This is a genomic window from Yoonia maricola (assembly GCF_002797915.1).
Classification (GTDB): domain Bacteria; phylum Pseudomonadota; class Alphaproteobacteria; order Rhodobacterales; family Rhodobacteraceae; genus Yoonia; species Yoonia maricola.
The window spans coordinates 262,210-287,681 of the sequence record NZ_PGTY01000001.1 but is presented as its reverse complement, the minus strand read 5'-3'; the positions used below and the strand labels follow the sequence as shown (position 1 = coordinate 287,681).

Sequence of the window (25,472 nt, the reverse complement as noted above, 5' to 3'; positions counted from 1 at the left end):
GCCAGATTAGACTGGAATATCCCTTAAGACACACTTCGGCAATGCAAGCGCCGCGTATCATAACCCTCGTATGGTGATAAAAAGCCCTGCGTCAAATGCGGCTATGTTACTTACGCCGTCCAGCGATAAAGCCAAACCTCACTCATTGGGATGTCGCCTTTCACCAGTTGCGCGCGCAATTCAATGCTGGTCGCACCCTGGGGTAACAGATGGAACGCCAACCGCACGCCGCCCGTGCCTGGATTGTGCTGCAAAATACCGTCTGTCACAGTGCCAGTATCGGCAGTGATGACTGTCTGGATTTCAGACAGGTCATCACCAAAAAGGGCATGAGGCGCAAAATCGATGGCCACGGTCGTATCAACTTGATTGAAGGCCCCGCCAATGCGTGTTTCCAACACCCACGGCAGATCAAGCAGGCCAGTTGCCCGATTGCCCCATGCCATCGCATAACCAAAGCTGTATTCGGACCCGGCCAGCATTGGTACCGACGGACGCCAGTAAGCAACCGTATTGTCATAGATTTCCTGATCGGATGGGATTTCGACCAGTTCCACGCCGCCTGCCCCCCAGTCCCCGTCCGGGGTGATCCAAAGAGAGGGGCGCCTTTCATAGAACGCCTGCAAATCCGCAAATTTTTCCGGATCACGGCTGCGTTGCATCAGGCCGAAACCACGTGGGTTTTCGTCAATGAATGAACTGATTTCAAGCTCTTTGGGGTTTGCCAATGGTCGCCATATCTGCTCGCCCTCGCCGTTCAACATCAGCAGGCCGTCGCTGTCATGCACCCCGGGGCGGAAATCATCGAAACGATGCCGATTGGTTTCGTCGAAAAGGAACATCGACGTCATCGCGCCCAGCCCCACGTGGGTCAGATCGACCCTTGGAAATAGCGTCGCGGTCACATCAACGCGGGTCGGATCACCGGCCGTAATCTTGAAGGTGTACGCCCCGGTGGTTGATGGGGAATTGAGAAGCGCGTGAACGGTGAATACCGTGTCGCCCGGTGCTGCGGCCTCAACCCAGAAATCGGTGAAATCAGGAAATTCTTCGCCATCGGGATCCCCGGTCCGCAATGCCAGCCCGCGCGCAGACAGCCCGTAACCCTGCCCCTTGGCGACAGCCCGGAAGTAGCTGGCACCTTGAAACACGATGAACTCGTCAAAATAGTCCGGCCTGTTCACCGTGGTCCGCAATCGGAACCCGGAATAGCCCATCGTCTCATCCACGGGCAAGTCGGGCAATTCACCCCTGATTTCGAACAGTGACAGATCATAGCCCAGCGTTTTGGCGATGCCGTCTTCAACGATATTGATTGTGGCAGGTCGTGTCGCATAAAGCCCGGCTGTAAACAGATCCATTTGGAGCGGACTGTCTTCATCGACCCAGATGCCATGTTCAGGGTCAAACTGTATTTTGTTGAAGTCTTCAAACGACAGTTCTTGCCATGGGGCCGGAATCAACGGCTTTGGTTCATAGTCCTGCCGCGCCAGTTCGCGCGCGTGTTCCCAAAGCCAGTCCGTGCTGAACGGTGCCTGGGCTGCGATCATTTCTACCGCGGGCCATGCCGTGGTCGCTGTTGATGCTGCCATGCCAGCTAAGAGGGCGCGTCGTGAAATCATCATAACGAGGTCAACTTTCTTTTCGGTTGGTATCTGAGGGCTCCGACGGCGTCAGCTATGTAAATAAACAGCCCAGAGCCGGTGAGGTTTAGATGTTGTGTTAGAAGGTAGGCGCGTTGACGTGAGCATAAGTAACACCTGCAGATGTAACAAAGCGGTCGGCTCTAAAACGGCGAGGAATTGCTGACCTATATTGGCTATCACCCCTTATGTCGGGCGCCAAATCGCATATGCTATCTTGCTATCGCGATGCCCCATCAGAGGGGCAAACCAACATGGTTACAATCTGAAACATCAAGTAAATGAAGGTGTCGGGGCTCATGAGACCCGGTTTTGGTGCAGCCGCAGGCGTCATGTTTTAAACGTCATCCAAGCCATTTTTTGCGCCGGTTTTTGTCCAGAAGACAGGCAGCGAGATCTTGCTAACCGACCACCCGATCTGCCTAACGATTAACCACAAGGCCGCGCCAAGGACCGTTCCTTTCAGTAAAATTGGCCAATCAGGCTCTCTTGCGCCTCACCGGCATCAGCCACTGGCGCAGGGGTGACATTGTCCCGTCGGTAAACCCGCCACAACCCCGTGTGCCGGACTGCCTTGAAGTGTTTGTCGATGTAAGGGCCGTAAAGCTCTTCCATCAGCTCGGTCGTTGATCCCGCAATCGGCCTTTTGGGGATCATGATCACATCAACACCCTGCAAAAGCTCATCCGGCGTAAAATGGAAGTCCGCATCAAAGTTGCGCCCATCATGCATCCAGGCCGTTCCGCCTTGTGGTGGCTCCAGCCCGGCAAGCGATGTAAGTGGGCTGACAAAGTCCATGACCAGCACCTTGGCGGGTGGCGGGTTGAGTGATGCAAGCAGGTCTGCGCCCTTTTCCAATGACTCGGCGTAATTGGCGTAGAACTTGAACTGCCCCTGATCGAGGGTATTGACCACCCGTATGTCCTGCCCGTTTGGTGTGTTCAAGCTAATGCCAGCGCCCGAGGTAACCATGGCAACATGCAATCCCAAGGCCAAAGTCGATGACACCCCGATTGGGATCATAAGGACAATCACCACCAACGCAGCACCACGTGTTATCATATCAACGCCGTAGTGCAGATTGGGTCGCCATTGCCGCGACAGGTGTTCGGCAGCGACGACACCACCCGCAAGCAAGGTGATGATGCCACGGATTTGAAAATTCTGGATCAGCAACGCATATCCTGCGCAGGCGCAAAACCCGTAGAACAGGAAATCCGTAAACCGACCCTTTTGCCAAAGGGCCAGCGCTGCAAGACAACCAAACATGATGTACTCACCCGATGTCTCCATCAGTGACACGACATAGTCGCGTAATGGCAGCACACCGCTCACATTTGATGCGACCATCAAATCCGCAATGTGCATACGTGTGCCACCCCAGAACACTTCAATGATAGCACCTGATAAGCCGACGATCAGGAGCGTGGCAGCGGCCCAGCGTCTTTGCACAGGTTGCAATAATGTGAGGCAAAGAAAGCCAAGAGCAACGACGCCATAGGTTGCCTTTGTATACAGCATCATAAGCGTCAGGGCAGTCGCGACCAAAGTGTCAAGCGCGAACTGATTGCGCACGGGCCGTTCCGGTCGCAAATGCATGATCAATAACAGGCCGATCAGTGCCCAACCAATGCGGTTGTAAAACATCGCGAATGAGATGTTCATGACGATTTCCCCGGTATTCATCGGCGTGATCATCAGCAAGAGCAGGAAAACGGCCCATGGCACAGCTATCAACGGCCGCACCCGTGTGTACAGCACATGGATCATGAGTGGTGCTGTCACGATCATTAACGCAACCAATCCGACAGGCATCGCCGTGCCCAGATTGCCGGTAACCCAATATCCAAAACCCGGAATATAGAACGACAACGGCCCCAAAGCGGTGTGAAAATCGCGGTTCGGAACTTGGCCTTCAACCACCCGGTAACCGCCATCAAGGAATATCAGCAGATCGTTGAAGTAGCGTGATGTCGCCGTTGCCCCCGGTAGAATAAGCAGCGCGCTACAGACCACAATTGTCAAAACGACAGTCAAAACGATAGGTGAGCGCATGTTTAGGTTGCTTGGCATAGCCGAACCCTTAGAGTTTCAAACGTTTAAAGATTGGCTCAGGCAGGCTACGAATGATGCCCATGATCAACCGCCAGGCACGCAGGACATAAACCACATTCGTTTGCCCCGCTTCGAGCGCGAGAATGCGTTGTGCAACCGCCTCGGGGGTTGCTGTCAATACTCCGGGCAGGTCCATGCCTTCGGTCATTGAGGTGCGCACAAAGCCCGGTTTGACGGTCACGATCCGTATGTTTGTTTGCCCAAATCGGTTGCGCAAACCCGACAAATAGGCCGAAAACCCCGCCTTGCTTGCGCCGTAGACATAGTTTGAGGCGCGCCCGCGGTCGCCTGCGACCGAACTGATGCCCACGATCAGGCCACGCCCACGTGCGGCAAAGCGACCTGCCAGCGCCTCAAGCAGCAGCGCAGGCCCTTCAAAGTTGGTTCTCATGATGGCTGTGGCATGGTCAGGATCGGTTTGCGCACGTGGCTGATCGCCCAACATGCCTACGACGCAGACCACGGTGTCGGGCAGATCACCCAGACCATCGATAAAGGCCTCAAAACTGCCAGTGTCAAGAATATCGATAGGGTGGACAGCAACGTGATCTATGCCGTGGCGGGTCTGAATGTCGCCCGCATTTCGCGCAGCGCCTCGCACATCGCGGGCGGCAAGGTCGATGCCCCATCCCTTAGCCGCATAAGCATCTGCGACAGCCCGCCCAATGTCAGAGGTACCACCGACAACCAAGAGCCTCTTGCCTGCAACACGTGGTGCCGGTTTGTGCATATTACTCATAAATCAAGCCTTTCGGACAGTTTGGATGCCATCAGGTCAGCGCATCCCATCTCGCGCCGGATCTGACGAAACACCGCGGCGTTCGGATAGCCCGCATTCAGCGTGGCGCGTGATTGGCAGGCGTCTTTTGCCAAATAGATCCGCCCCCCCGCCTTAGCGACAAGCACATCAATTTCGGCCAGCAGAGCCAACCGCTTTTCGCTCACTGGCAGATCAAGCGCTAGCGTCAGGCCGTCGCGTGGAAATGACATCAGCCCGGCACCGGGGCCTAGGCATTTCAACACCGCAAGAAATGAACCTTCGCCACGTGATGACAGGATATCCAGAATTGCGGTCATCACCTCTTCCGCATTTTCGTTGGGGACGACGCATTGATGCTGCACAAATCCACGGACACCATAGATGCGGTTCCAGTTCGAAATGCCGTCGAGCGGGAAAAAGTAGCTATCAAAGGGTACCAGCGTCGTCTGACCGGATTTTTGGGCGCCCCGCCGATAATAAAGCGCGTTGAAGGCCGAAACCGACGCAGTATTCAGAACCCAGCCCGGCAATTCGATCGGCACACCCAGCCGTCCCGCGCTTACTGGTGGGAATTGCCGGTACCCCCCCGGCAAATCATCCTGTTTGGCGTGTTCGCCAGCAAGGATCAGCGACCGCCCCAACGATGCCCCCCGCGCAAGAACGTCGATCCATGCGACAGTGTAGGTTGCCCTTTCGGTCTGGCGTAGCAAAGCAATCGCCTCTGCCAGATTTTTTGCAGCGTGGGTGGTTTGACGGATCCATCCGCTTTCCACGGGCTTAAGTCTAAAGGCGGCGGTAAGGATAGTGCCGGTCAACCCCATGCCACCGATGGTGGCGTGAAAGAGTTCCGCGTTCTCTTCAGGCGCGCAGCGCAGGATCTGACCATTCGGCAACGCCAGCGTCAACCACGCAACATGATGCCCGAACGTACCATCATTATGTTGATTTTTGCCGTGCACATCAGATGCGATCATGCCGCCGACAGTGACAAATTTCGTACCCGGCACGACGGTCGGAAAATAACCACGTGGCAAAAAGCAGGCAATGATCTCTGCCAGTGACACACCAGCTTCGGTGGTCAGCAAACAGGTTTCGGGATCGAAAGACTGCATTCGGTTCAGCCCGGTCATGGATAGCGTCGTTTCACGCCCGATAGCCGCGTCTCCGTAAGACCGGCCCAGACCACGCGCAATCAAACCCGCGCCGCGCGTCGTGGCGGTCTGCGCTGTATCAGGGCTCGTCGCTGTTGTCAGCGCACCGATTTGACGGGGATATCGGCCCCAACCGCTCAGATCTTTCACACCGTCGCCTCTCGAAAGACGTGGCGCCGATCCAGCCAGAATTTTATGATATAGCCGATGCTTAATCCTACAACCGCGCCAGTATATTTTGCGAAATCGGTTTGCCAGACCGCATAAAAGCCCAGTTCGAAAGCCCAGAATATGAGTGTCGTCAGCACGCTGAAAAGGCCTGACAGCGTAATGCGGCGCGCTTCTCCCTTGTGGGTGGTATAGGCCTCGCGGAAGGTCCAGGTCTTGTCGATCACGTATTTGACAATGAAGCCCACGATGGTCCCCACAATGATCGAGGCCATCAATGGTGCGGCGGGCATCCCTACAACGGTGAACTGCTGCGCCACCAAGTTGGCCACAACCGACACGACTGCCGAGATTGCATAGCGCACAAAAGGATGGCCGTCAGAGATACCCGCCTTCATGGATCGCGGCACCGCTACCATGAAGCGGCCACAAAGACGGCCAGCATGGCAAGACCACTTAACCGGCTCATGGGATCTTTGATTGCAAAGACCACCGGGTCGTCCTGCATCTGGCGGCGTTGGGCAAGGATGAGCGCGCGACCAATCCAATATGTCAGGATCGGGCAAGCCAGAAGCAACAAGTCAGGAGATGTGTAAAGAGAGCTGACAGCATACCCAGATACGTAGAGCGCCAATACCGTGACAGCGTTGAAACCAGCCGCTGCTGACAATGCCGCCAACATCGTCAAATCGGCGTTCTCATAATCGCGATTTGCTGGGGAAGGCAGTCTGGAATCGACGCGTGCTGCCAATTCCACAAAACGTTTCATCAGTGCCAACGAGACAAAGATCGACAAGGAAAACACAACCAACCATGACGACAAACCAATCCCAAGCGCGACCGCACCACCAATCATGCGAATAGTGTAGAGGCCAGACAAGGTCAGCACATCGACAAGCAGGATGCGCTTAAGATGCAACGTGTAAAAGGTCGTCAATATGAAGTAGATCGCAAGCACCCCGGCAAACGCCCATGAGATGGAGAGCGATACAATCGTCGCCAATGCCAGCAATATCGGCACTGCGATAACCGCATGGATCAACGGGATATCACCCTTTGCAAGTGGGCGGTTTTTCTTGCTGCGGTGCGCCCGGTCATCAACCAGATCCACCAGATCATTCAGTATGTAACAGGCAGAAGCTGCGAAGCAGAACGACACCGCCGCGAGCGTGGCCGTAAGCAGGCTGACAAAATCAAACATATGCGCCGCAAGCATCGGCAAGAACACCAATGCATTCTTCGCGTATTGATGCACACGCAATTGCTTGCGCCAGCTTTTCGACGATGTGCGCTCATGATCCAGAAACAACGCGCCAGGGGCGATATCACGCAGTTTGGCTGTCACAGACCGTGACGTGCGGATCGCAATGGGCTGGCGCGCCACCTTCCAAACGGGTAAATCGGCAGCATCATTACCGATATAATCGAACTCACCCAGGCCAAAGTTGTCGATCAGGCACTGGGCCTTCTTCTGCCCTGATAGATTGACCCCAGCCGTTGTTGCGAAAAACCCGTCAAACACGCCCAAATGTTCGGCAATCGCGCTGACAAAACTTTCATGTGACGCGGACGCCAGATAAACCGGACGCCCCGCATCGCGGGCCTTGCGCACGATGCCAAGAACGGTTTCGTCATATGGCAAGGTCGCAGGTACACAATCTGCGTTACTGCAAAGAAAATGCTTCAAAGCGGCTTTGCCAGCTTTGAGCGCGCGCATCATACCAAAGACTGCAGCGGGATCACCTCCTACCCGGCGAAATGCGGTCTCGATCAAAAGGTCGGACCTTATAAGTGTCCCGTCCAGATCAACGACCAGCGGGACGCTGATATCCATATCCAGATCATCCGCGGTGACATAATCTATGTGAGAGACAGACTTGCCTTGCAATCTGCCTGCACCGAGACCTGCCCCCATGACACCAGCAGATGCCCCCGGTACGGAACTGATATTTGCTTTGAAAGTGATATCATGTTCCTTTCTTGGTTAGCGGTTTTACCAGCACTGCAAGCCGGTCTTTTGAAGGGCGCATCGCGTATGTTTCAGACACCCTTTTGCGACAGCATTCAGACCATCAGTCGTGACGCTCAACCCAAATTGGCGACACAATCGATGGGTTACGAGGGTGTTTCTCGTGCAGCATCCGCTCTGGCAGAAAAACGCCAAATTCGGCGATCCACCGGCGGAAAATGGTAAATTTTCGGGGTCTGGTGCACCATTTGTGGATGTTGGCGTCAAATCGGGGTCGCATGGGTGTTGCGGGGTGATTGCCCCCTTACGTTCAATAAAGGATTGCAAGCAGGCCCATTACTATAGGGCGATTTTAACGGTCTGTTCCGGTCAGCTACGGCGGCACCACATCCGCCGCCGTGCATCATGAAAGATAAGGAAACAAAATGCAGTCGCGCATGGGAGTAAACGGCTTGGTATCAGGATCAAGGCGGTGGATTGTCTGGATCATTGCCGTCTGTGCCATCAGCGCTGGCGCATATTTTGTCGTACCCGCTTTGGTTCCAGACAGGCTGGTGCAGGCACAAATCAACAAACAGATAGAGCGCTGGAGCGGTGGCGCATTCACATTGCGCGATGATGCCGACATCACCGTCGAACCGGGCTTTCGCGTGGTTGTATCCAATCCGGCGTTTGTATCGCGCACTAATGTTGATGCTGCGCCTGTCCTTACCACCGACACTATCATCGCACCGCTCAAGATAGTTCCACTGCTGATGGGACGGGTCGAAATTGCGGAGCTTGTGTTGTTGCGCCCCGAAATTGACCTGCGCATGTCCGGGCGGCCTTTTGCAGCACCCGCACAGCAGCAGGTTGAGGGCGAAACCTCAAAAGACCAGATGCCACAGCTTGGCGAGGTGATATTTGTCGACGGCGCGTTGCGCCTCACAGATGCGGTAGGAGACCAAAACATCTCTGGCCTCAATATGCGTTTGGGCGCGGATGCGCTGACAGAGGCCGTTGTGATGCGTGGTGACGCCTTCATTGGGCCACAGCACCTGCGTTTTGATCTGCAACTGGATAATTTACGCGCGTTGGTTTCAGACCTGGGAACGCAAGCCAGGATGAACGTCCGCGTCGGTCCGCGCCATCAGAGCGAACCGGGCGAGGACATAACACCCAATCCGGCACCTCCTTACGAGATCGCCGATAAGCTTTGGCAGGCAGCCGGCAGATTGGGCCTATCCCGCGGGGGTTTCGGCGCGGTGACTATTGAAGGCACGTTCTCCGTGACCCCACACACGGTCGCTATTTCCGACGCGACCTTTTCGGTGGGTGGCGTGGACATTGATGGCCATCTGCGCGCTGAAACTGAAGACCAAACCGTGATTGCAAAGCTGCTGTCTCTGCCTGTCACGGTGAATGCTTTCGTCGCGCATGCAACACAAATGGATGATCGCCGCTGGACCGATATACCGGTGAAGATGGCATGGCTTGATGACCTTGATTTGGACATCGCATTAGCAGGTGAGGATTTGGCGGTTGGCGGGCTAACAGTTGATACAGCCGCATTATCAGTCGCAGTTGGCGATAGGGCCATGTCGCTTGATCTTTCTGGAGCCGCAGAAGGAATTGGCCAGATAGAAGCACAAGTCGCGCTTGAACAGGTGCCCAGCGACGGGGTCAGATTAATGGCCACCGGAGGGGTCGAAAATATGTCGGCTGGCGAGGTCACGCAGTTTCTGGCAGCGATGGGGCCACCACCACTGATCGGCACGGCACAATTGCCCGAAGGCACGATGAACGGTCTTTTCAACGTGGGCGCTGATGGCGAAACACTTGGCCAATTACTCAACAGTTTGAAGGGATCGGTCACAGCGCAGCTGACAGATGGCAGTTTGGTCGGCACCGATCTGGTCACAACGCTGGAGACGCTGCACGCGGGTCGCAAGTTTATGACACAAGAGTACGGACCGCTGATCCCCGCGGCGGGGCGAACGCAGTTTGATCAGCTGGACGCACGCATCGATTTCGCATCGGGTGTGGCCAGCCTGTCTGAGGTGGAGATCACTGGTGAACATTTCGGTATCAATATGTTGGGCGAGGTTCTGATGTCAGAAGGCACAATGAACATTGGGGGAAATGCGGTACTGCTGTCAGCACCCGAAACAGTTGCGAGCCCCAGCGATGCGATTGTCGATTTGCCATTTGGCGTCGGCGGCACGCTCTTTGCACCTGTGGTCGCGCCGGGCGTCCCGGTGGTCACTGCCGAACGGATTGATGCGTATGCTGACGATCGATAATGGCGCCTCACGCGCAGTTTTGACACAACTGGGGACCGCACAGGGCGGCTCATCACATGTGCCGGGCGCCGCAGCCGGTCATGCAGTCTGGCCCAACCGACTGATGGCAACGGGTGTTCTGTTTTTCTGGTTGGTGCTTTACGGCTACTGTCTTTTTCCGGGGCTGGGCGGGATGCTGAATGCGGGAGATTCAGCCAAGTTTCAGACCCTGGGCCATACGTCAATTCTGGTGCATGGGCCGGGTTACCCGCTGATCCTGATGTTAGGGACGTTTGTGCGCTGGTTGGCGCTACCGTTAGAGCCGTGGTGGATCATGACCTTCCTGATGGCCTCTGTGCCGGGCGCAATCGCCAATACAATGGCGTTCCTGATCGTCCGCAGGCTGACGCAAACCGTGATCTTTGGTTTGGCGGCTGCGTTGCTTTTGGGCAGTGCGGGGCTGATGGCCGTGCAATCGACCGAGGCAGAGGTCTATCCGCTTGCCTTGGCCTTCATACTTTCAACGGGCTTTTTGTTGCTGCGGTTCATTGAAACGAAATGGCCGGGGTATTTCATCGCCGCTTGCGGGGTCTATGCGCTGTCGTTTGGTAATCACCTTATGATGATTATGCTTGTGCCAGTGTTTTTTTGGATCACGGCCGCACATTACCGCATCCTGTTACGCCCAAAAATCATCATCAGCGTTCTGCTGCTCGTTATGGCGGGTGCCAGTCAGTATCTTTATCTGGCCTGGGTGACCCATGCACCAACCACGGCCTATTCCGAATATATGCCGCTGCCGCCGACAACGACGGAGCTGATACAGTATATCGCAGGGACCTACTTCGGCGATCTTTACGGTGCTGGTCTGGCCTCGACCCAGACCGCAGAAATCCTGTTGAATACCCTGGAGTTTGCGCATCCTCGTCTTTCGGCACCGATGATTGTCGCTGGCTTGGCTGTTTTTGCGTTGGGATGGCGGCAGCGCGATACGGCGTGGCGAGGGCTGGCATTGATACTGGGGATTGGGTTGGCCTTTATGCCCTTTACCCTTTGGTACGGCGCCTATGACATCCGCGCATTTCATCTGCCGGTTCTTGGACCGATGCTGGTCGGATCCATTGCTGCGATTGGCTGGTGGGTCGCACGCTGGCCGCGTGTGCGTCTTTGGGCTGGCGTGATCCTTATCATGTTCGGCGTGGTGCGCACGGTCGAGATGGCAGGCTATCTTTCTGCCCGTACCCCGCTTTTCGAGGGTCTCGTCGAAACGCTTGAAGTGATCGTCCCGCAATCGCCCGTACCCGATCCCGTCGTCTCAATGACCTATGATGTGCGTATGGCTACACTCTATCATGAACTGCTGGATGAGGTCCCAAAACCGGCCAGTTACCGCGTGACATGGCGTACACAGGACGAAATTGCAAAGCGCGACCCGGTGGGCGGCCTTGTCGTACCCACCGATGGGGAACAGTTCCTGCAATGGATCGAACATCGGCATCCTGAGCTGATTTGCCGAACCATGCCAGTTGAACAATTGGCCGGAACTCCTTGGCCCGCCTACGCCTTTTTGTGTGAAGACCGTGTTGCTTCGACGCCGCCCAGTGCGCCTGGTGAAAGCGACTGATTCGGCAGGCCATCGGCTGATCCACTAAAAATTCCAAAACTATCACAAATAGGCGGTAAATCGCCTTATTGTTGCCCGAATATCGGTCAATTACTGCTCATGTCGGCGCCGTGGTTTGCGCATAAAACCACGGATCCGCGCACCCGTTGGAACCCCGTTATGGGAGGGCAGTCCCCCGATGTTCAAGAAATTTGCAATATCTTTGACACTGTTGATGTCACTCGCCACATGCGACAATGAGATGAACGCGATTTCCAGCCGCGATGCTGGCCAGATTGCGATCAGTAGCATGATGGTGTTGCCACCTATGGATGAAAGTAGCCCAGCCACATCCGATTTGCGGGTCAGCCCTGCCGAGGTTGTCGCCCAGTTAACCGGTGCGGCATCGATGAATGCAACCGCTGACAGATGGAATGTGCATGGCACCGATCTGGGCCACATGTTTGTTCACAATGACGACCTTTACATGATGTTTGGCGATACATATGGGCCAGATGGCGGCGATTGGCGTAGCAATGTACTGGCGCGGATTGCCGACCCTGATCCACGCAATGGGTTTTCCTTTGCCGCGATGACCGAAGCGGCCGATGGTACAGCGGCAGAGTTGGTGGCGGCGTCCCGTGTGCCCGGCTTTGAATGGACAGTGATCCCCACAAACGCCATTTCTGCGGCAGGACAAATGGTCATGCACTATATGTCCGTGCGGATGTGGGGTGAGGATGATCGCTGGTATGTCCGGCGATCGGGGCTCGCTTCGTCCGATGACAACGGACAGACCTGGACCCGATCAAAGACAGCCATCTGGCCCGCAGGCACCGGATTTGAACAGGTCGCATATGTCGCGGACGGGGATATGATCTATGTCTTCGGTATTCCGCAGGGGCGTTTTGGGGCGGCAAAGCTGGGCCGGGTTGCGCCAGATGCGATGTTGAATCCGGCCTCTTATGAGTACTGGAACGGCACGCGATGGGTGTCGAACATACGCGCTGCCGCCGATATTGTGCCCCCCTCAATTGGTGAATTGTCCGTGGCATGGAGTGCTGCGCATCAGCGCTGGTTGATGATGTATTATGAGCCAAATCTGCGGGCAATTGTTCTGCGTCAGTCCCCTGCCCCGACCGGCCCCTGGAGCGACATGCAGATCGTTGCCGACAGTCGCGACTATCCCGGCCTCTATGCGCCCTACATTGTACCGGGGACCGACATTGATAGTGAAGTCTACTTTACGATGTCGCGGTGGAAACCTCTTTACAACGTGTTCCTTATGAAGGCCCGGATTGAGCCGGAAACGCCTGCTATATCGGTGCGCGCGACAGAGTAGCTCTACCACTGAATCCGTCGCAATAACCACGCGCGCATCCTGCCAAACCAGTGATGCGCGCCAATTGGACGGTCAGTCGGCAGTGTTTTGCGCATCATTTCGATCTTGATGATAGGCGCGGTCTTATCCCGACCGCTGGCGATCTGTCGCTCTTGCGCGCACCAAGATCCGCGGTGGTCAGCATCGTGACACAAGACGCCTAACACCCTTAGTTTATTGCATTTCAAAGCGTTGCCGCGCGGAGGGCACCACTGGGTGCGATACATTCCGATGACTTTGGTTTTCGGAAACGCACACTAAGCCTTTTTTGGCCGATGGAACACCACGACAGAAATCGGAACAGGCAACCCCGGTTTGGCGGGTTTTGCTGCTGGCAGGCTTTCGCCGCTTTCTGCTGGGTCGCTTGGCCCCATGCCACGAAATTCATAAATTTGAAAGGCCAGAGGGGGTGTCTCGCAATTGCTTTTTCCCATGATCGAAGTCCCCCCGCTCATCAAACGTAAGGAGCAGGACATGAGACTATCACTAACACATGCCACCGGTATGGCACTTTGCATCTGGGCAGGTATTCTACCGATGGCCGCACAAGCCTACGTCGGTCCCGGCGCTGGCCTGACCGCCATTGGGACAATGATTGCCCTTCTCGCGGCACTGGTTTTGGCCGTTGTCGGATTTGTCTGGTATCCGATCAAGCGCATGATGCGCAGCAAGGCACCAGCCGATATCCCCGACAATTCTGAGCAGCCCAAATGAGCGTTGCGGCCCTGCTACTGGGCCTGTTTGCATTCATATTGGTGCTGCGCGTTTTCAACGCCGCCCAAGTCGCGAGTGATGTTATTGAGACCACGCAGGGTGCCATCGGTATGATGGCCAATACGGACATCACCGACGCAGACAAAGAAAAGCACATGCGTCGTGCCTCTATCAAACTACTTGGCCGCTTCTTCTGGATTGCGTCCATTGGTGTGATGGCTTTGGCAGCCTCCGGAGTGCTGGTCTGGGGTGGGTCGCTATTGGGTCTCTATTCGCTTGAACGCGCTATTGAGGTTGCCTTGGGCTGGCCCTTTATTCTGGGCTCTTGCATTGTTGCGATTGCGGTTTGGGTCGGGCTTGATCGTATGAAACGCACACCAGCGTCCGAGGTCGTTGAACGCGATGACGTGCCCTATAACAAGCTTGATATCGCATTGCATGATTTCGCCTTCGCTTCGCCACGCCGTCAACGGACGCTTGGAAAGCTTGAAAGTAGAATTTTCAAGCGTCGCATAGACATTGAACAGGCTAAGCGACCGATCTTCGTCACGTCACTGCCCCGCGCCGGAACCACGATTATGCTGGAGGTGCTTGCAAGCTTGCCGCAGTTCGCCTCGGCCACTTACAGACATATGCCCTTCACCCTATCGCCGCTGCTCTGGGGCGGTTTTTCCGGTGCGTTCCGCAAACCCGGCGAAAAGGCAGAGCGCGCGCATGGTGATGGCATTGAGGTCGGGTTTGACAGCCCCGAAGCCTTTGAAGAAATGCTGTGGATGGCATTTTGGCCCGAACACTATGGCAAGGACCGGATCACGCCTTGGACAGCCGACGCCGAAAAACCTGAGTTTGAAACATTCTTTCGCACCCACATGGCCAAGATTGTGGCGACCAAATCGGGTGCCGCACGCTATTTGTCCAAGAACAACGCCAATATCGCCCGACTTGGGCTGATCCAGCGGATGTTTCCCGATGCATGTGTGATCGTGCCCGTCCGCAATCCACGCGCGCAGGTACAATCGCTAATGCGCCAGCATCAACGTTTCAGTGATCTTCATGCAAGAGAACCATTTGCCCGACGCTATATGGAAGGTATTGGCCATCTTGAGTTTGGCGAAGCGCTGCGCCCCATCGCATTTGATGGCACCCCGCATGATCCGGACATGGCAAACAGCCCGGCATTTTGGCTGGATTACTGGATTGCCGCTTATGAACATATCCTCGCCACCGCTGGTCCGTCTGTTGTCATTGTCGATCATGATGCATTATGCGCTGAACCAGCACGCTTTCTGCCGCAACTGGCCAAGGCCATGCAGCTTGACCACCAGGCAGCACTCACCGCGATGGGCGCGACATTTCGTGCGCCTGGTCCGGTGCCGGATTTGACCGGGGTGACATCTACACAACTACAGCGCGCCGATAACCTGCACGCAGAACTGTGCCGCCTTTCCATCGGTGCCGCTTTATCGAAACAAGGATATATCTCGTGAAAAAATCATCTGCTGACCGCCTGTTTTTTGGCGGGTTTTTGATTTCGCTCGTCTTCATCTCAATGATTTATGGCATCGTATCTTCTTGGTGGGGATGGTTTCCTGCCCCGCAGATAGGGCTTGCGCATCGCACCTATCTTGATGTCTCGACCAATTGGAAAAACGATCTGGGGCTTGAGCCAACCCGCCATCTTGTCCCGCCCAACGACACAGGCGATGCATCGCCCGACCGGGGTTATGCGCTCGCGCCGGGTGCCGTTCAGCAACCCGGCTACATCTTGGTTGCGGGTTTGAGCGATGATCAGGAAACCTCTGAACATGTCGTGCGCATGTTTGATGCCGCAGGTGATGAAGTACATCGCTGGCCAATCAAATACGACCAATTCGATACAGATATTCCCCCGCAGAATGTGATGTTGCACGGGATGGAAGTGTTCGAAGACGGATCTGTGGTGACCACCTTTGATACCGGGCAGGCAATCGCACGGGTTGATGCCTGCGGTGAAACAATGTGGAGCGTGATCGGTGGCTTTCACCATTCGATCACACGCAGCGGCGATGGTGGGCTGTGGACCTGGGAAGGCGATAATATGGTGCGGCTTGACGAAGATACCGGCGAACACACCGATACCGTCAGTATTGTCCGGGATGTTGTTCCGGCAAACGATGGCGAACAGCGCGCGATCTTTGACATACGCACAGTAGAGCCCGGAGATGCGCAGGGCGGGCTCACCTATGCTTACGACCCCTTCCACCCCAACGATGTCGAAATGCTACGCCCCGAAATGGCCGATGCCTTTCCCATGTTTGAAGCGGGGGATCTGTTGTTCAGCCTGCGCGAACCCAATCTTGTTGCTGTTGTTGACCCTGAAACCGGTATCCTGCGATGGTGGCAACATGGGCCTTGGCTGAAACAGCACGACCCCGACTTTCACGCTGACGGAACGATTACGGTCTTTGACAATGCAACTGGCACGGATCGGTCACTCATCAGGCGGATTGATCCGGAAACCGGAGAGATGTCCATCGACTTTGCCGGAAGCGACGCTGTCCCATTCTACACCTGGCGTCGGGGCAAGCACCAGTATCTGCCAAATGGCAACATCCTGTTGACCAATGCCGAACATGGCCGTGTGCTTGAAGTTGACCCGGCAGGCAATGTTGTGTGGACACGTGACATGGTCTGGGACGCTACGAACAATCTGATCATCACCGAAGCACGTCACATTCCAGAAGACTTTTTTGACGATGGCGTGCCAACCTGTTCTGTCCTCGCGGACGCGCAGTGATCGTAACTGATTGGCATCATCACCCCCGCACCTTATCACTTAGGCAAAGCGTTACCAAACGCCACCCCGCCCGACACGAAGGATACCCCATTGGCGCGCGTCTTTGTTTTTGCGTTTGATCTGACCGAAGCCTCGCAGATCAGGCGGATCAAAAGTCTTCAGATGTTGGAGCATGACGTGCAGTCGGCGGCGTTTCAACGTGGCAATATGAATGCGGATTTCACCCCCGATTGGCCGAACGCGGACTTGGGTTTTGTGGCAAACGAAAGCTATGGCAAGCGCGTGATCGGCATTTTGCGCGGGATATGGCGTATGATGCGGCAGCGCCATCTGCTGAAAGATGCGGATGTGATCATCGCGCGCAACTTTGATCTGCTGATCATCGCCTGGGTCACACGCATGTTGTCGGGCAAGCGCCGGACGCCTTTGGTTTACGAATGCCTCGATATTCATGGGCTGTTCACCAGAACCGATATTGCAGGTGCTATCATGCGGTGGTGCGAACGGCGCCTTTTGGCGCGGGTGCAGCTTTTGATCGTGTCATCACCAGGGTTTATCAGCCAGTATTTCAAAGCCATTCAAGGATACAGCGGCCCCTATGTGGTTATAGAAAACAAGCTCTGGTTTGATGGGGCACCCATCCCGCGCCCTGACACCCGAACGCCGAACGTTCCCCTGACCATTGGGTGGGTCGGGTCAATCCGCTGTGCCCCAAGTCTTGATCTGTTGCTGGGGGTCGCACACCATTTTGGTGATGATATCGCCATCCGCATTCATGGCAATGTCCACCGACATGTCCTGCCGGATTTTGATGCCCAGATCGCGCAGTATGCTAATACTACCTATTATGGGTCCTATGATTACCCCGACGGTCTGGCCGCCGTCTATGCCGCCTGCGATGTCGTCTGGGCGCAGGATCTTTGGCAACGTGGTGCCAATTCCGATTGGCTGCTGCCCAACCGCATCTATGAGGCAAGCTGGTTTGGCTGCCCGTCGATTGCTGTTGGCGACACGGAAACCGGGCGCAAAGTCGCGGCGGACGGGCTGGGTTTTACCATCGATACACCATCAGTGTCTGCGCTCAACGCGCTGATCGCGGGCCTGAATAGTGAAACGATCATGACCGTTGGCAACCGCCTGTTGGCTACAGATGATACTACCTTTATGCTGCGTCCAACAGATATCGAAGAAGCACTTGATCAGGTGCTCCCGCAGACGCGCTAGAACCCCGCCTTTGCCCGCAGCCGCTTTGCCACCTTCACAGTACGGCGGCGCAAAACCGCAACATTATCGGGGTATGACACGCCCGGAATGGCGTCCCCCTTGCTCAACATGGCGCGGCTGTCTGCCTGAAACCGGGTCAACCAATCATCCTGCGCCTTCTTTTTTTGTCGTTTGGGTGCAAAGGCAGGCTCTTCCGGCGTGACCTCGGCCAGATCAATATCCAGATAGTCGGCAATCTGCGCAATGGCCTGCGGCGTGTCGGCGACGATATCTTCGTAATACATCTCCAAGGGTTGCACCCCGACGCTGCGCAAAAAACTTTGCCAATCAGCATTCCCGCGCGAAATGGCATCCATCTTTTCCGCGATCAGCGCCCAGTCGTAACAGGCAGGTGCAGTTTCAGGCATGTCAGATATCCACGCCCCTGTTTGTTGCGCACGGGCAAATGAAATCGCTTGTTTGGTCAGGTCACGGCGCCGCAAGTGAATGAATTTATAATCCAGCGGTTCCGCTTCATGCTTAAGAAACGCTGTCAGATGCTCATGATGCAATTTCACAGCGAACAAACCATTGGGCCCAGTGCGAATCGACTTGATAAAATCCAGCGTTGGCCTCTCGCCCGCACGTTTGTTCCACACCTGCCAGTTTCCGGGGTTCAGATATTCAAGCGGATAGCCAAAAGCGCCAAGATCATGAAGCTTGTGACCCAAAAAATGGCTGCCGCATCGTGGGGTGGTGCAAAGGGCAAATTTTTTGGTGACCGGCACAGTGGGATAGTCGTTTTCCGAGTCAAACTGCCGGTGCCAGAGCCCGTCGTTTATCCTTACTTTCGAAACAGTGTCAGACATGGTGAGGTCCTTCTGATTTCAGTTTTGTCATCGGTGGCTGCGGAATCAATGCCATCAATAAAGACAGGTTACACCAGTTCGCATGGCGCTGTGGTTGCTTTACGCCGCAGCGCAGAATCGAGCATATATTGGCCGATTGGTACAGAACATTGCTGTATCGCCTCGGCGTATTTTTGACATTTGGCGCGCGGAAAACCGGCACTTCCTACAAAATACTGAAATTAAACGATAAATTCACTACTTTACCCAAAAATTTATTCAATCTTGCGCAAAATCTAAGCATCACCTGTCTGTCAAATCAAAATTCCATGGCGAGTTTTCGCCAATTCAACGCGAGGTTTGGATGAATTGCTGCAATCGCAAAATAGGCTGTCAGTTTGGCGGCAAGTAAGTTCTGTCTCAAAAATTGGGAGTACGACAATGCCGACGATGGAAAGTGTGGGCTTTGCAGCCTTTGACGAAAAACGAGTGAATGTTTCTTTAAACGATACAAACCCGCTAACGTCAGATCACGCCGTTGGGGGCATTTTGAAACGCGCTGTTGATATCATCATCGCAAGCACTGCCCTTTTGATGCTTGCACCTCTGTTTGTGATGGTTGCAATCGCGGTCAAACTCGCCGCCCCCGGTCCGGCGCTTTATGGGCACAGCCGTGTTGGGTATCAGGGGCGTACGTTTCGCTGTTGGAAGTTTCGCTCAATGGTCACCGATGGTGATCGCGTATTGCAAGAGTACTTGACCCAAAACCCGCAAGAACGGGACACATGGGAACGTGATCGCAAGCTGCGTAATGACCCAAGGGTCACCCGGATTGGTGCCGTGTTGCGCGCTTACAGCGTTGATGAGTTGCCGCAACTTATCAATGTTCTCTTCGGTGATATGAGCATCGTCGGCCCCCGCCCCGTCGTTGATGATGAGCTGGCGATGTACGGCACGGCAGCACCGATTTATCTAAGCGCACGTCCGGGCATCACAGGTCTGTGGCAGGTCAGCGGTCGCAGCGACACAAGCTATGAACAGCGCGTGTCCTTCGATACGACATATGTGCAGGGTTGGTCGCTTGTCTCGGACATATCGATTATTCTGCGCACCATTCCTGCCGTGGTGTCCTCACGGGGATCATATTAAGGCCCCTGCCCGCGCCTCTGATCTGGATGATAATGATGATCACACGTTTTCGTACCTGCGTTCTGTTGTTCTTGCTACCCACAGCGATGTGGGCAGAAAGCTACCGTGTCGGCGTCAATGACCGTTTGCACGTCCAAATTGCTGTTTGGGATGAACTGCATTCTGTTGTGACTGAGATGCCCGGCGTATCTGGCAGCTATCCCATCGGCACAGGCGGCAATATTGCTGTGCCGCTTGCGGGATCCTTCCCCGCAGTGGATCGGACCTTGGACGAGATTGCGGCCGACATTGAGGCCGCTCTGTCAGCTTACGTCGGCATTGGCCAAACGGCCGGTGCCGCCGTGAGTGTGGACAGCTACGCACCAATATATATCAGCGGGCAGGTCAAAACACCGGGTGTCTACGCATACACACCGGGTTTGACCGTACAACAAGCCTTGTCGATTGCTGGCGGCACAGAGGCGCTTGATACGCTGGAAGGAGAAGAGCGTAATTTTCTGACAGCCCGCGGCACCATCAGCGTATTACAACATGAATTGATCTTTTTGACTGCGAAACGCGACCGCTTGATCGCTGAGATTGATCAAAATACGGAATTCACCCCTGACGGAACAGATATCGCGCCCGCCGCCTGGGCCGCAGAAGAGGCGATCTTGCAAGCGCGTAACGCGCGCTACGACTATGAATTGCAGTCAATTGCCCGCGCACGCGCAACGCTGGAAGAAGCAACAGCGGTTTTGCAAGACAAGCTCGAAACGAACCGCACCCAGCTTGAGGCGGGACAAACCGAGCTTGAGCGCGAAGAAGATCTGGTCGAACGCGGTTTGGCCGCACCAATCCGGGTTTTTGAGCGCGCCACATATGTCAATGAACTCGAAAGCCGCTTGTTGGATATCGAACGAACCATCGTTCTGGCCCAGCAAGACACGCAAGAGCTTGAGCGGTCCGAGGGCGTGCTTATTGCCGTACGGAACGAAGAGAATGCAACGTCGCTGCAAGAGGTTGAAGCGCAAATCGCCGAGATCGATGCGCAGTTGATGGGACAGTATGATCTGTTGTCGGCTGCGGCTGGCCGACAGATTACGCAGTTGCAAGCGACTGATCCTTCGGCGCCTGCCGTCAGTTACAGCATCACCCGTATGAGAGGGGAACCCACAACGCTGGATGCCGACAAGCAGACCTTGCTGATGCCCGGCGACGCGCTTGAGGTAACACCTCTTGACCTAACTGCCGCGACCCCGTCAAATTGATGGTCATGCGATGAGTAGCCCCGCGATAGCCAAGCCGGATATTGACGAATATCACCCGCATTTGACGGCTGGACGCTCTGTTCTGGCCGTGACCGGCGTGTTGTGGTCGTCTCTCCAAACGCTGATCCCCACCATTAGTTCAGCCGTCGTCTTCTTTGTCAGCGCTATGTTTCTGTCACCCTCTGACTTTGGCCTTGTCGGGTTGGCAACCAGTCTGGTGATGACAGTTTTTGCCTTTACACCATTGGCATTTGGCGAGGCATTGATCCAACATAAACTACTGACCAAGGCACATGCCGATAGCGTGTTTTGGTTAACCGTACTCTTTGGCGTGTTCTATTTCCTACCATTCCTGATCTGGGCCACCCCGATTGCCACATTGATGGGCGATGCGGCCATCGCGGCGATCCTGCCGATATTGGCCCTGCGCATCCCGCTTGAACTTGCCGCAGCTGTCCCGAATGGGATGATTGCGCGGTCTATGCAATTCAAGTTGATCGCTCTGCGCACCGCCGTGGCGACCATGGTCAGTGTCACAATCTGCCTTGCGATGCTCTTTGCTGGCTTTGGCTATTGGGCCTTAGTGGGCAGTCAGGTTTCGGCCAGTCTGGTGGCCTGCGCGATGGCCTTTTGGGTGGCGAAATGGCGGCCCGGTGCCACGTTCAAATGGTCTGCTCTGCGCGATCTTGCCAACTATGGTGTCTTTGCTTCCGGCAACCGGATGCTTGGGACGATCAAACTTGATCACATGATCCTCGGCGTTCTTGCAGGCACGGCGACCCTTGGTCTGTTCTTCTTTGCCCAGCGATTTTACCACATGCTGACACAGCTTGTGAGCGGGGCCTTATCCGCAGTTACACTTTCGCTGCTATCGACATTGCAGGGTGACCGCGAAAAAACAGCGCGCGCATTTGGCATGGCGTCTTTCGTATCAGTCGCCGTCAGCATGCCGATGTTTTGCGCGTTGGCCATCACCGCCCCCACCCTGTTGGCGCTCTTGTTAGATGACAAATGGGCAGGCGCGGTCTTTCCGGTACAGGCGTTTTGCGTCGCGGGTGTTCTGGCCAGCATCGGGGTGGTGCAGTCATCCCTGATCAAGGCGCAAGGCAAGGCCCAATGGTGGTTCTGGTATCAGCTTATGCAGCAAACGGCCGCTGTCCTTGTGATCGCAGTGACTTACCGTTTTGGCCTGTCGGTTTTGATGATCGCGCTGATGGCAAAAACAGTCTTGCTCTGGCCGATCTCGGTCATGATGACGGCCAAGTTGCTTGACAGCAGCGCGTGGCACTATCTCAAAGGATTTGGTCATCCTGTTGCAGCCACCATTGCGATGTCGCTTGGCATGCTGGCGGTGCCATTCGCCATGCCCGACACAGCACCGGTTGTTCAGTTCATTTTGCAACTGGGGATCGGTGGTGCTGTCTATATGCTTTTCATCCTTGTCCTGTCACGCAGCCAGATCGCAGAACTGCGCCGTTACATCCCTAAAAAAGGAAAACCAGCCCAATGAAACTGACCTATTTTCAAGGGGACCCGCCTAACTTTGGCGATGAATTGAACGCGACAATGTGGGCCGAGCTTTTGCCCGAAGGTTTCTTTGATGATGATCCGGCAGAGCTGTTTGTCGGTATCGGCTCAGTGATCCAGCACAACTACCCCAAGGACGCCAAGAAAGTCGTCGTCGGCTCTGGTTACGGCGGCTACACTAAAAAGCCAGACGTGCATGACGGTACATGGGAATTTCATTTTGTGCGCGGGCCACAAACCACCCATGCGCTTGGGTTGAACCCTGATCTTGCCATCGCTGATGCCGCGATTCTGTTGCGTGAAACAACCCTGCCAGAGCCTGCAAAGGACATCAAAGTTGGCTTCATGCCGCATTACGAAAGTATTGAGCGGGGGAATTGGAAAGAGGCCTGCGCGCTGGCGGGGGTTACCTTTATCGATCCCAGCCACCCGACGGATCAGGTAATGGCGCAGATCCTTGGTGCGGAGCTTGTTATCACCGAAGCAATGCACGGCGCCATCGTGTCAGATGCGCTACGCACCCCGTGGATCGGGGTTAAATCCATGCATCACGTGCACCGTTTCAAATGGCATGATTGGGCCGAAGCGCTAAACATCGATTACAACCCGGTATTCCTGTTCCCGTCGAACCTGCGAGAGGCCTGGGCGCTGTCAACGGGTCGCGGCGGATCTGGGCGGGGCGCCATGGCCGTCTGCACCAGCCGCCCCGCAGTCCCATTCAACAAAGCATGCACACATATGGCTGCGCGCAGCTTGCAAAAGCTGGCGCATCAAACGCCCAGCCTGTCGTCAGATGCGGAAACGGAACGGGCCACGGAACGGGCCATGATAGCCGTAGACGGGCTGATCAAGCGTTATGCACAAAACCGCGCTTTCGCTTAACGCGCCGCCGCAAGCCCACGCATCGCATAGACGAACGCGCAAATCACGATGACGCTGCGCAGGGAAAACTGAAAGAATATCGGCACTTCGACAAAGCTGACCATGACAACCATCATGACCAGAACGAACAAAAGCGATGCCTCCGCCCGGTGTGATCGTAGCGACCAAAGCCCGGTGGCGATCGCCCCGCCGTAAAGGATCACGACTTGTAAGGAAACGCCCACGATACCGATCTCGACCGCGTTGGACAGATAGAAGTTATGAAAATTGAAACCGCTCCGCGCCTCAATGCCGAACATAAACCAAAGCGCTTCGGCGGCACCGTGCCCTTTCACCCAAAACGCCTGATACCCTGCCCCAAGTAGGGGTCGTTCGGCAATCAGTTCAAGCGCGATCCGCCAAAGCTCGGTTCGGCCAGTAAGTGTGACATCCTTGCCCGTGGTATCCAAAAGCAAAGCCAAAAGCGCATCCGAAAAGATAATCGCGAGGATAATCAGCAATCCGCTGATCAAGCCCACAAAGGTCAGGAAGGCCACACGCTGAACCACCGACAGACGGTAAAGGACCAGCAGCAGCAACAATATCATGATCGAAGGAGGCAGCAGAATAAGCGCACTGGCCGATTGCGCCAGCAAAAGCAGCATCATACCAACCATGCCCCCCAAGACAGCAAGCAACCGATAACGATAGGACGCGTGGCTATCCATCACTTGCGACACGCAGATGATCACATAGGTGACCGCCGCACCGGCCAGCGCATTCTTACTGCCATAAATGCCCAGCCATGCGCCGGTGTCATTGCGCACATTGCCAAAAAGAATACTCGCCACCATGGCCAAAGAGTACAGCACGAACAAACTGCGGCAAAACACCCGTGCCGATGTTGTCGCAGCAATGGTCACCGCGATCACGACGGTCGCCGCCAACTGCAGGCCGAAGCGGAATGTGACCGCCGGGTAATCCGACCAGACAGAGGACAAAAGGCAAAAGGTGGGCAAGGCGATAATATACCAATATTTTCGGCAAAGACCGATCTGCATATGAAACCGCCGCACCAGCAAGGCGCATCCAGCAACCAAAAACAGCAACGCACCCAGACCGCCAAGCAAGGGCACAAAAATCAAACCAAACAAAGCCATCACAGCAAGAATGGCATCCGGTTCAACCGTGATGACATCAATGCCACGACGCGGAATATTGATCCGCGCTTCAGCCATCCTGACACACAAGCGATCCGGGGAATTGGCATCCCTCGTCCAATGCCGTGAAAGCAATCCAGTCGATATCCATCAAAACCTCTGCGTCAGGTTCCACAAAGTTACCCATCCAGTTTGGAAAACTTTCACTGCCCCACAAACTTGCGTAAATCTTTTGGTCGTTGGCCGGCAACGGAGAGCTTTCGGCGGTTTCATGCATCAACACCCCATCGACATACCAACGGATGCCGTCCGGGTCCCACACAAATGAATAGGTGATAAAACCATCCTCGGCAGGTTGCGGCAGTGGAACGCGTTTGCCGTTATTTGGCTCACCGCCAACATAGGTGTTCAAGCTAACAGCGGTGGTATCGCGGGTCAGCACCTCAAAATCGATTTCATCATGCGGCTTGCCGTGATGCGGGCCGATATACGTAAAAAAAGCAGCGTTCAGGCCAGACCCCGTACTGGTGCGAAACCGCGCCTCATAAGTGCCATAGCCATAGACATGACGTGATTGTATTTCGCCGCAGGTATAGTCACGTTTGTCATTGGCTTCCTTCGCAAAACGCAAAGCCAGAAGACCATCATCAACGGCAACGTTGTCCTTTGACCACATGCAATTTTGCCAATCGCCATTGACCCACCCATCGGACAGGCCCCACAGGCTTTCGTCAAACGTCTCAAAATCGTCGAAAAAACTGGCACCCTTCGGCAATTCCTGTGCGAAAAGTGGCGCAGGCACCAAAAGCATGGCACAGATGGCAATCTGGCCGATGCAGCGGGTGGTTTGCTTGCTATGATTGCAACGTTGCTGAGTCATACATCACCTATGTGCTCTGATTTGTTTCATTTTATCATATATTTAGAGATCAG

20 protein-coding genes are annotated in these 25,472 nt (G+C 55.1%); 11 read left to right on the top strand and 9 right to left on the bottom strand.

The genetic code is table 11. The features are described 5' to 3' along the window. Positions 1-110 precede the first annotated feature (110 nt). The 6 genes from BC777_RS01460 to BC777_RS01435 form a co-directional block, all read right to left on the bottom strand. Positions 111-1,625 carry an OpgD/OpgG family glucan biosynthesis protein gene (locus BC777_RS01460; protein WP_100366390.1) on the bottom strand — a complete coding sequence of 505 codons (1,515 nt, stop codon included), beginning with the start codon at positions 1,623-1,625 and terminating at the stop codon, positions 111-113. 480 nt (positions 1,626-2,105) lie between these two features. Next, positions 2,106-3,716, bottom strand: coding sequence for a hypothetical protein (locus BC777_RS01455; protein ID WP_100366389.1), 1,611 nt, complete (start codon positions 3,714-3,716; stop codon positions 2,106-2,108). Between the two features lie 10 nt (positions 3,717-3,726). Then, positions 3,727-4,497 (bottom strand): SDR family oxidoreductase, encoded by a 771-nt coding sequence (locus tag BC777_RS01450; protein WP_245834113.1) that lies wholly within the window; start codon positions 4,495-4,497, stop codon positions 3,727-3,729. Further along, the gene (locus BC777_RS01445) at positions 4,494-5,819 is read right to left on the bottom strand and encodes an FAD-binding oxidoreductase (RefSeq protein WP_168769044.1); all 1,326 of its coding nucleotides are present in this window, start codon (positions 5,817-5,819) and stop codon (positions 4,494-4,496) included. The genes BC777_RS01450 and BC777_RS01445 overlap by 4 nt, the downstream gene beginning before the upstream one ends. Next, positions 5,816-6,235, bottom strand: coding sequence for a GtrA family protein (locus BC777_RS01440; RefSeq protein WP_168769043.1), 420 nt, complete (start codon positions 6,233-6,235; stop codon positions 5,816-5,818). The genes BC777_RS01445 and BC777_RS01440 overlap by 4 nt, the downstream gene beginning before the upstream one ends. Before the next feature lie 14 nt (positions 6,236-6,249). Next, positions 6,250-7,671 carry a UbiA family prenyltransferase gene (locus BC777_RS01435; protein WP_100367952.1) on the bottom strand — a complete coding sequence of 474 codons (1,422 nt, stop codon included), beginning with the start codon at positions 7,669-7,671 and terminating at the stop codon, positions 6,250-6,252. Positions 7,672-8,231: 560 nt separating this feature from the next. On the opposite strand from BC777_RS01435, the gene BC777_RS01430 reads away from it, so the two are divergent. The 7 genes from BC777_RS01430 (at position 8,232) to BC777_RS01395 (ending at position 17,765) form a co-directional block, all read left to right on the top strand. Next, complete coding sequence (locus tag BC777_RS01430) at positions 8,232-10,088, top strand: AsmA family protein (protein ID WP_100366387.1); 1,857 nt, start codon at positions 8,232-8,234, stop codon at positions 10,086-10,088. Then, positions 10,072-11,691, top strand: coding sequence for a protein O-mannosyl-transferase family (locus tag BC777_RS01425; RefSeq protein WP_168769042.1), 1,620 nt, complete (start codon positions 10,072-10,074; stop codon positions 11,689-11,691). The genes BC777_RS01430 and BC777_RS01425 overlap by 17 nt, the downstream gene beginning before the upstream one ends. 214 nt (positions 11,692-11,905) lie before the next feature. Then, positions 11,906-13,012: a glycoside hydrolase family 183 protein gene (locus tag BC777_RS01420; RefSeq protein WP_168769041.1), complete on the top strand. Its 1,107-nt coding sequence runs from the start codon at positions 11,906-11,908 to the stop codon at positions 13,010-13,012. A gap of 513 nt (positions 13,013-13,525) precedes the next feature. Then, complete coding sequence (locus BC777_RS01410; RefSeq protein WP_245834110.1) at positions 13,526-13,765, top strand: hypothetical protein; 240 nt, start codon at positions 13,526-13,528, stop codon at positions 13,763-13,765. Next, positions 13,762-15,252 (top strand): sulfotransferase family protein, encoded by a 1,491-nt coding sequence (locus BC777_RS01405; RefSeq protein ID WP_100366383.1) that lies wholly within the window; start codon positions 13,762-13,764, stop codon positions 15,250-15,252. The genes BC777_RS01410 and BC777_RS01405 overlap by 4 nt, the downstream gene beginning before the upstream one ends. Further along, positions 15,249-16,541 carry an arylsulfotransferase family protein gene (locus BC777_RS01400; protein ID WP_100366382.1) on the top strand — a complete coding sequence of 431 codons (1,293 nt, stop codon included), beginning with the start codon at positions 15,249-15,251 and terminating at the stop codon, positions 16,539-16,541. Before BC777_RS01405 ends, BC777_RS01400 begins: the two co-directional genes overlap by 4 nt. Before the next feature lie 90 nt (positions 16,542-16,631). Next, positions 16,632-17,765, top strand: coding sequence for a glycosyltransferase (locus BC777_RS01395; RefSeq protein WP_100366381.1), 1,134 nt, complete (start codon positions 16,632-16,634; stop codon positions 17,763-17,765). On the opposite strand, the gene BC777_RS01390 is transcribed toward BC777_RS01395, so the two are convergent. Beyond that, positions 17,762-18,613 carry a Stf0 family sulfotransferase gene (locus BC777_RS01390; protein ID WP_100366380.1) on the bottom strand — a complete coding sequence of 284 codons (852 nt, stop codon included), beginning with the start codon at positions 18,611-18,613 and terminating at the stop codon, positions 17,762-17,764. The two genes, BC777_RS01395 and BC777_RS01390, sit on opposite strands and share 4 nt — an antisense overlap. Before the next feature lie 420 nt (positions 18,614-19,033). Here BC777_RS01390 and BC777_RS01385 point away from each other — a divergent pair, with 420 nt between their 5' ends. Genes BC777_RS01385 through BC777_RS01370 form a run of 4 tightly spaced genes read left to right on the top strand, consistent with a single transcriptional unit; the run spans position 19,034 to position 23,400 of the window. After that, on the top strand, positions 19,034-19,741 hold the full coding sequence (locus BC777_RS01385) for a sugar transferase (protein WP_100366379.1): 708 nt from the start codon (positions 19,034-19,036) through the stop codon (positions 19,739-19,741). A gap of 32 nt (positions 19,742-19,773) precedes the next feature. Continuing rightward, positions 19,774-20,991: a polysaccharide biosynthesis/export family protein gene (locus BC777_RS01380; RefSeq protein ID WP_168769040.1), complete on the top strand. Its 1,218-nt coding sequence runs from the start codon at positions 19,774-19,776 to the stop codon at positions 20,989-20,991. A 10-nt stretch (positions 20,992-21,001) separates the two neighbouring features. After that, positions 21,002-22,501 (top strand): lipopolysaccharide biosynthesis protein, encoded by a 1,500-nt coding sequence (locus BC777_RS01375; RefSeq protein ID WP_100366377.1) that lies wholly within the window; start codon positions 21,002-21,004, stop codon positions 22,499-22,501. Continuing rightward, positions 22,498-23,400 carry a polysaccharide pyruvyl transferase family protein gene (locus BC777_RS01370; protein ID WP_100366376.1) on the top strand — a complete coding sequence of 301 codons (903 nt, stop codon included), beginning with the start codon at positions 22,498-22,500 and terminating at the stop codon, positions 23,398-23,400. The genes BC777_RS01375 and BC777_RS01370 overlap by 4 nt, the downstream gene beginning before the upstream one ends. Here BC777_RS01370 and BC777_RS01365 read toward each other — a convergent pair. Continuing rightward, entirely contained in the window at positions 23,397-24,617 is a 1,221-nt protein-coding gene (locus BC777_RS01365) for an O-antigen ligase family protein (protein WP_100366375.1), read from the bottom strand. The genes BC777_RS01370 and BC777_RS01365 overlap by 4 nt on opposite strands. Next, a complete protein-coding gene (exoK, locus tag BC777_RS01360) occupies positions 24,610-25,419 on the bottom strand; it encodes an endo-1,3-1,4-beta-glycanase ExoK (RefSeq protein WP_100366374.1) in 810 nt (269 codons plus the stop codon). Before exoK ends, BC777_RS01365 begins: the two co-directional genes overlap by 8 nt. Positions 25,420-25,472: the final 53 nt, after the last annotated feature.

What these genes read in the sequence shown, in the direction of transcription:
- BC777_RS01405 (WP_100366383.1), top strand. Translation starts at nt 13,762, where the DNA reads ATGAGCGTTGCGGCCCTGCTACTGGGCCTGTTTGCATTCATATTGGTG.
- exoK (WP_100366374.1), bottom strand. Translation starts at nt 25,419, where the DNA reads ATGACTCAGCAACGTTGCAATCATAGCAAGCAAACCACCCGCTGCATC.
- BC777_RS01450 (WP_245834113.1), bottom strand. Translation starts at nt 4,497, where the DNA reads ATGAGTAATATGCACAAACCGGCACCACGTGTTGCAGGCAAGAGGCTC.
- BC777_RS01455 (WP_100366389.1), bottom strand. Translation starts at nt 3,716, where the DNA reads ATGCCAAGCAACCTAAACATGCGCTCACCTATCGTTTTGACTGTCGTT.
- BC777_RS01410 (WP_245834110.1), top strand. Translation starts at nt 13,526, where the DNA reads ATGAGACTATCACTAACACATGCCACCGGTATGGCACTTTGCATCTGG.
- BC777_RS01460 (WP_100366390.1), bottom strand. Translation starts at nt 1,625, where the DNA reads ATGATGATTTCACGACGCGCCCTCTTAGCTGGCATGGCAGCATCAACA.
- BC777_RS01440 (WP_168769043.1), bottom strand. Translation starts at nt 6,235, where the DNA reads ATGAAGGCGGGTATCTCTGACGGCCATCCTTTTGTGCGCTATGCAATC.
- BC777_RS01375 (WP_100366377.1), top strand. Translation starts at nt 21,002, where the DNA reads ATGAGTAGCCCCGCGATAGCCAAGCCGGATATTGACGAATATCACCCG.
- BC777_RS01370 (WP_100366376.1), top strand. Translation starts at nt 22,498, where the DNA reads ATGAAACTGACCTATTTTCAAGGGGACCCGCCTAACTTTGGCGATGAA.
- BC777_RS01420 (WP_168769041.1), top strand. Translation starts at nt 11,906, where the DNA reads ATGTCACTCGCCACATGCGACAATGAGATGAACGCGATTTCCAGCCGC.
- BC777_RS01425 (WP_168769042.1), top strand. Translation starts at nt 10,072, where the DNA reads ATGCTGACGATCGATAATGGCGCCTCACGCGCAGTTTTGACACAACTG.
- BC777_RS01435 (WP_100367952.1), bottom strand. Translation starts at nt 7,671, where the DNA reads ATGGATATCAGCGTCCCGCTGGTCGTTGATCTGGACGGGACACTTATA.
- BC777_RS01390 (WP_100366380.1), bottom strand. Translation starts at nt 18,613, where the DNA reads ATGTCTGACACTGTTTCGAAAGTAAGGATAAACGACGGGCTCTGGCAC.
- BC777_RS01430 (WP_100366387.1), top strand. Translation starts at nt 8,232, where the DNA reads ATGCAGTCGCGCATGGGAGTAAACGGCTTGGTATCAGGATCAAGGCGG.
- BC777_RS01385 (WP_100366379.1), top strand. Translation starts at nt 19,034, where the DNA reads ATGCCGACGATGGAAAGTGTGGGCTTTGCAGCCTTTGACGAAAAACGA.
- BC777_RS01380 (WP_168769040.1), top strand. Translation starts at nt 19,774, where the DNA reads ATGATGATCACACGTTTTCGTACCTGCGTTCTGTTGTTCTTGCTACCC.
- BC777_RS01365 (WP_100366375.1), bottom strand. Translation starts at nt 24,617, where the DNA reads ATGGCTGAAGCGCGGATCAATATTCCGCGTCGTGGCATTGATGTCATC.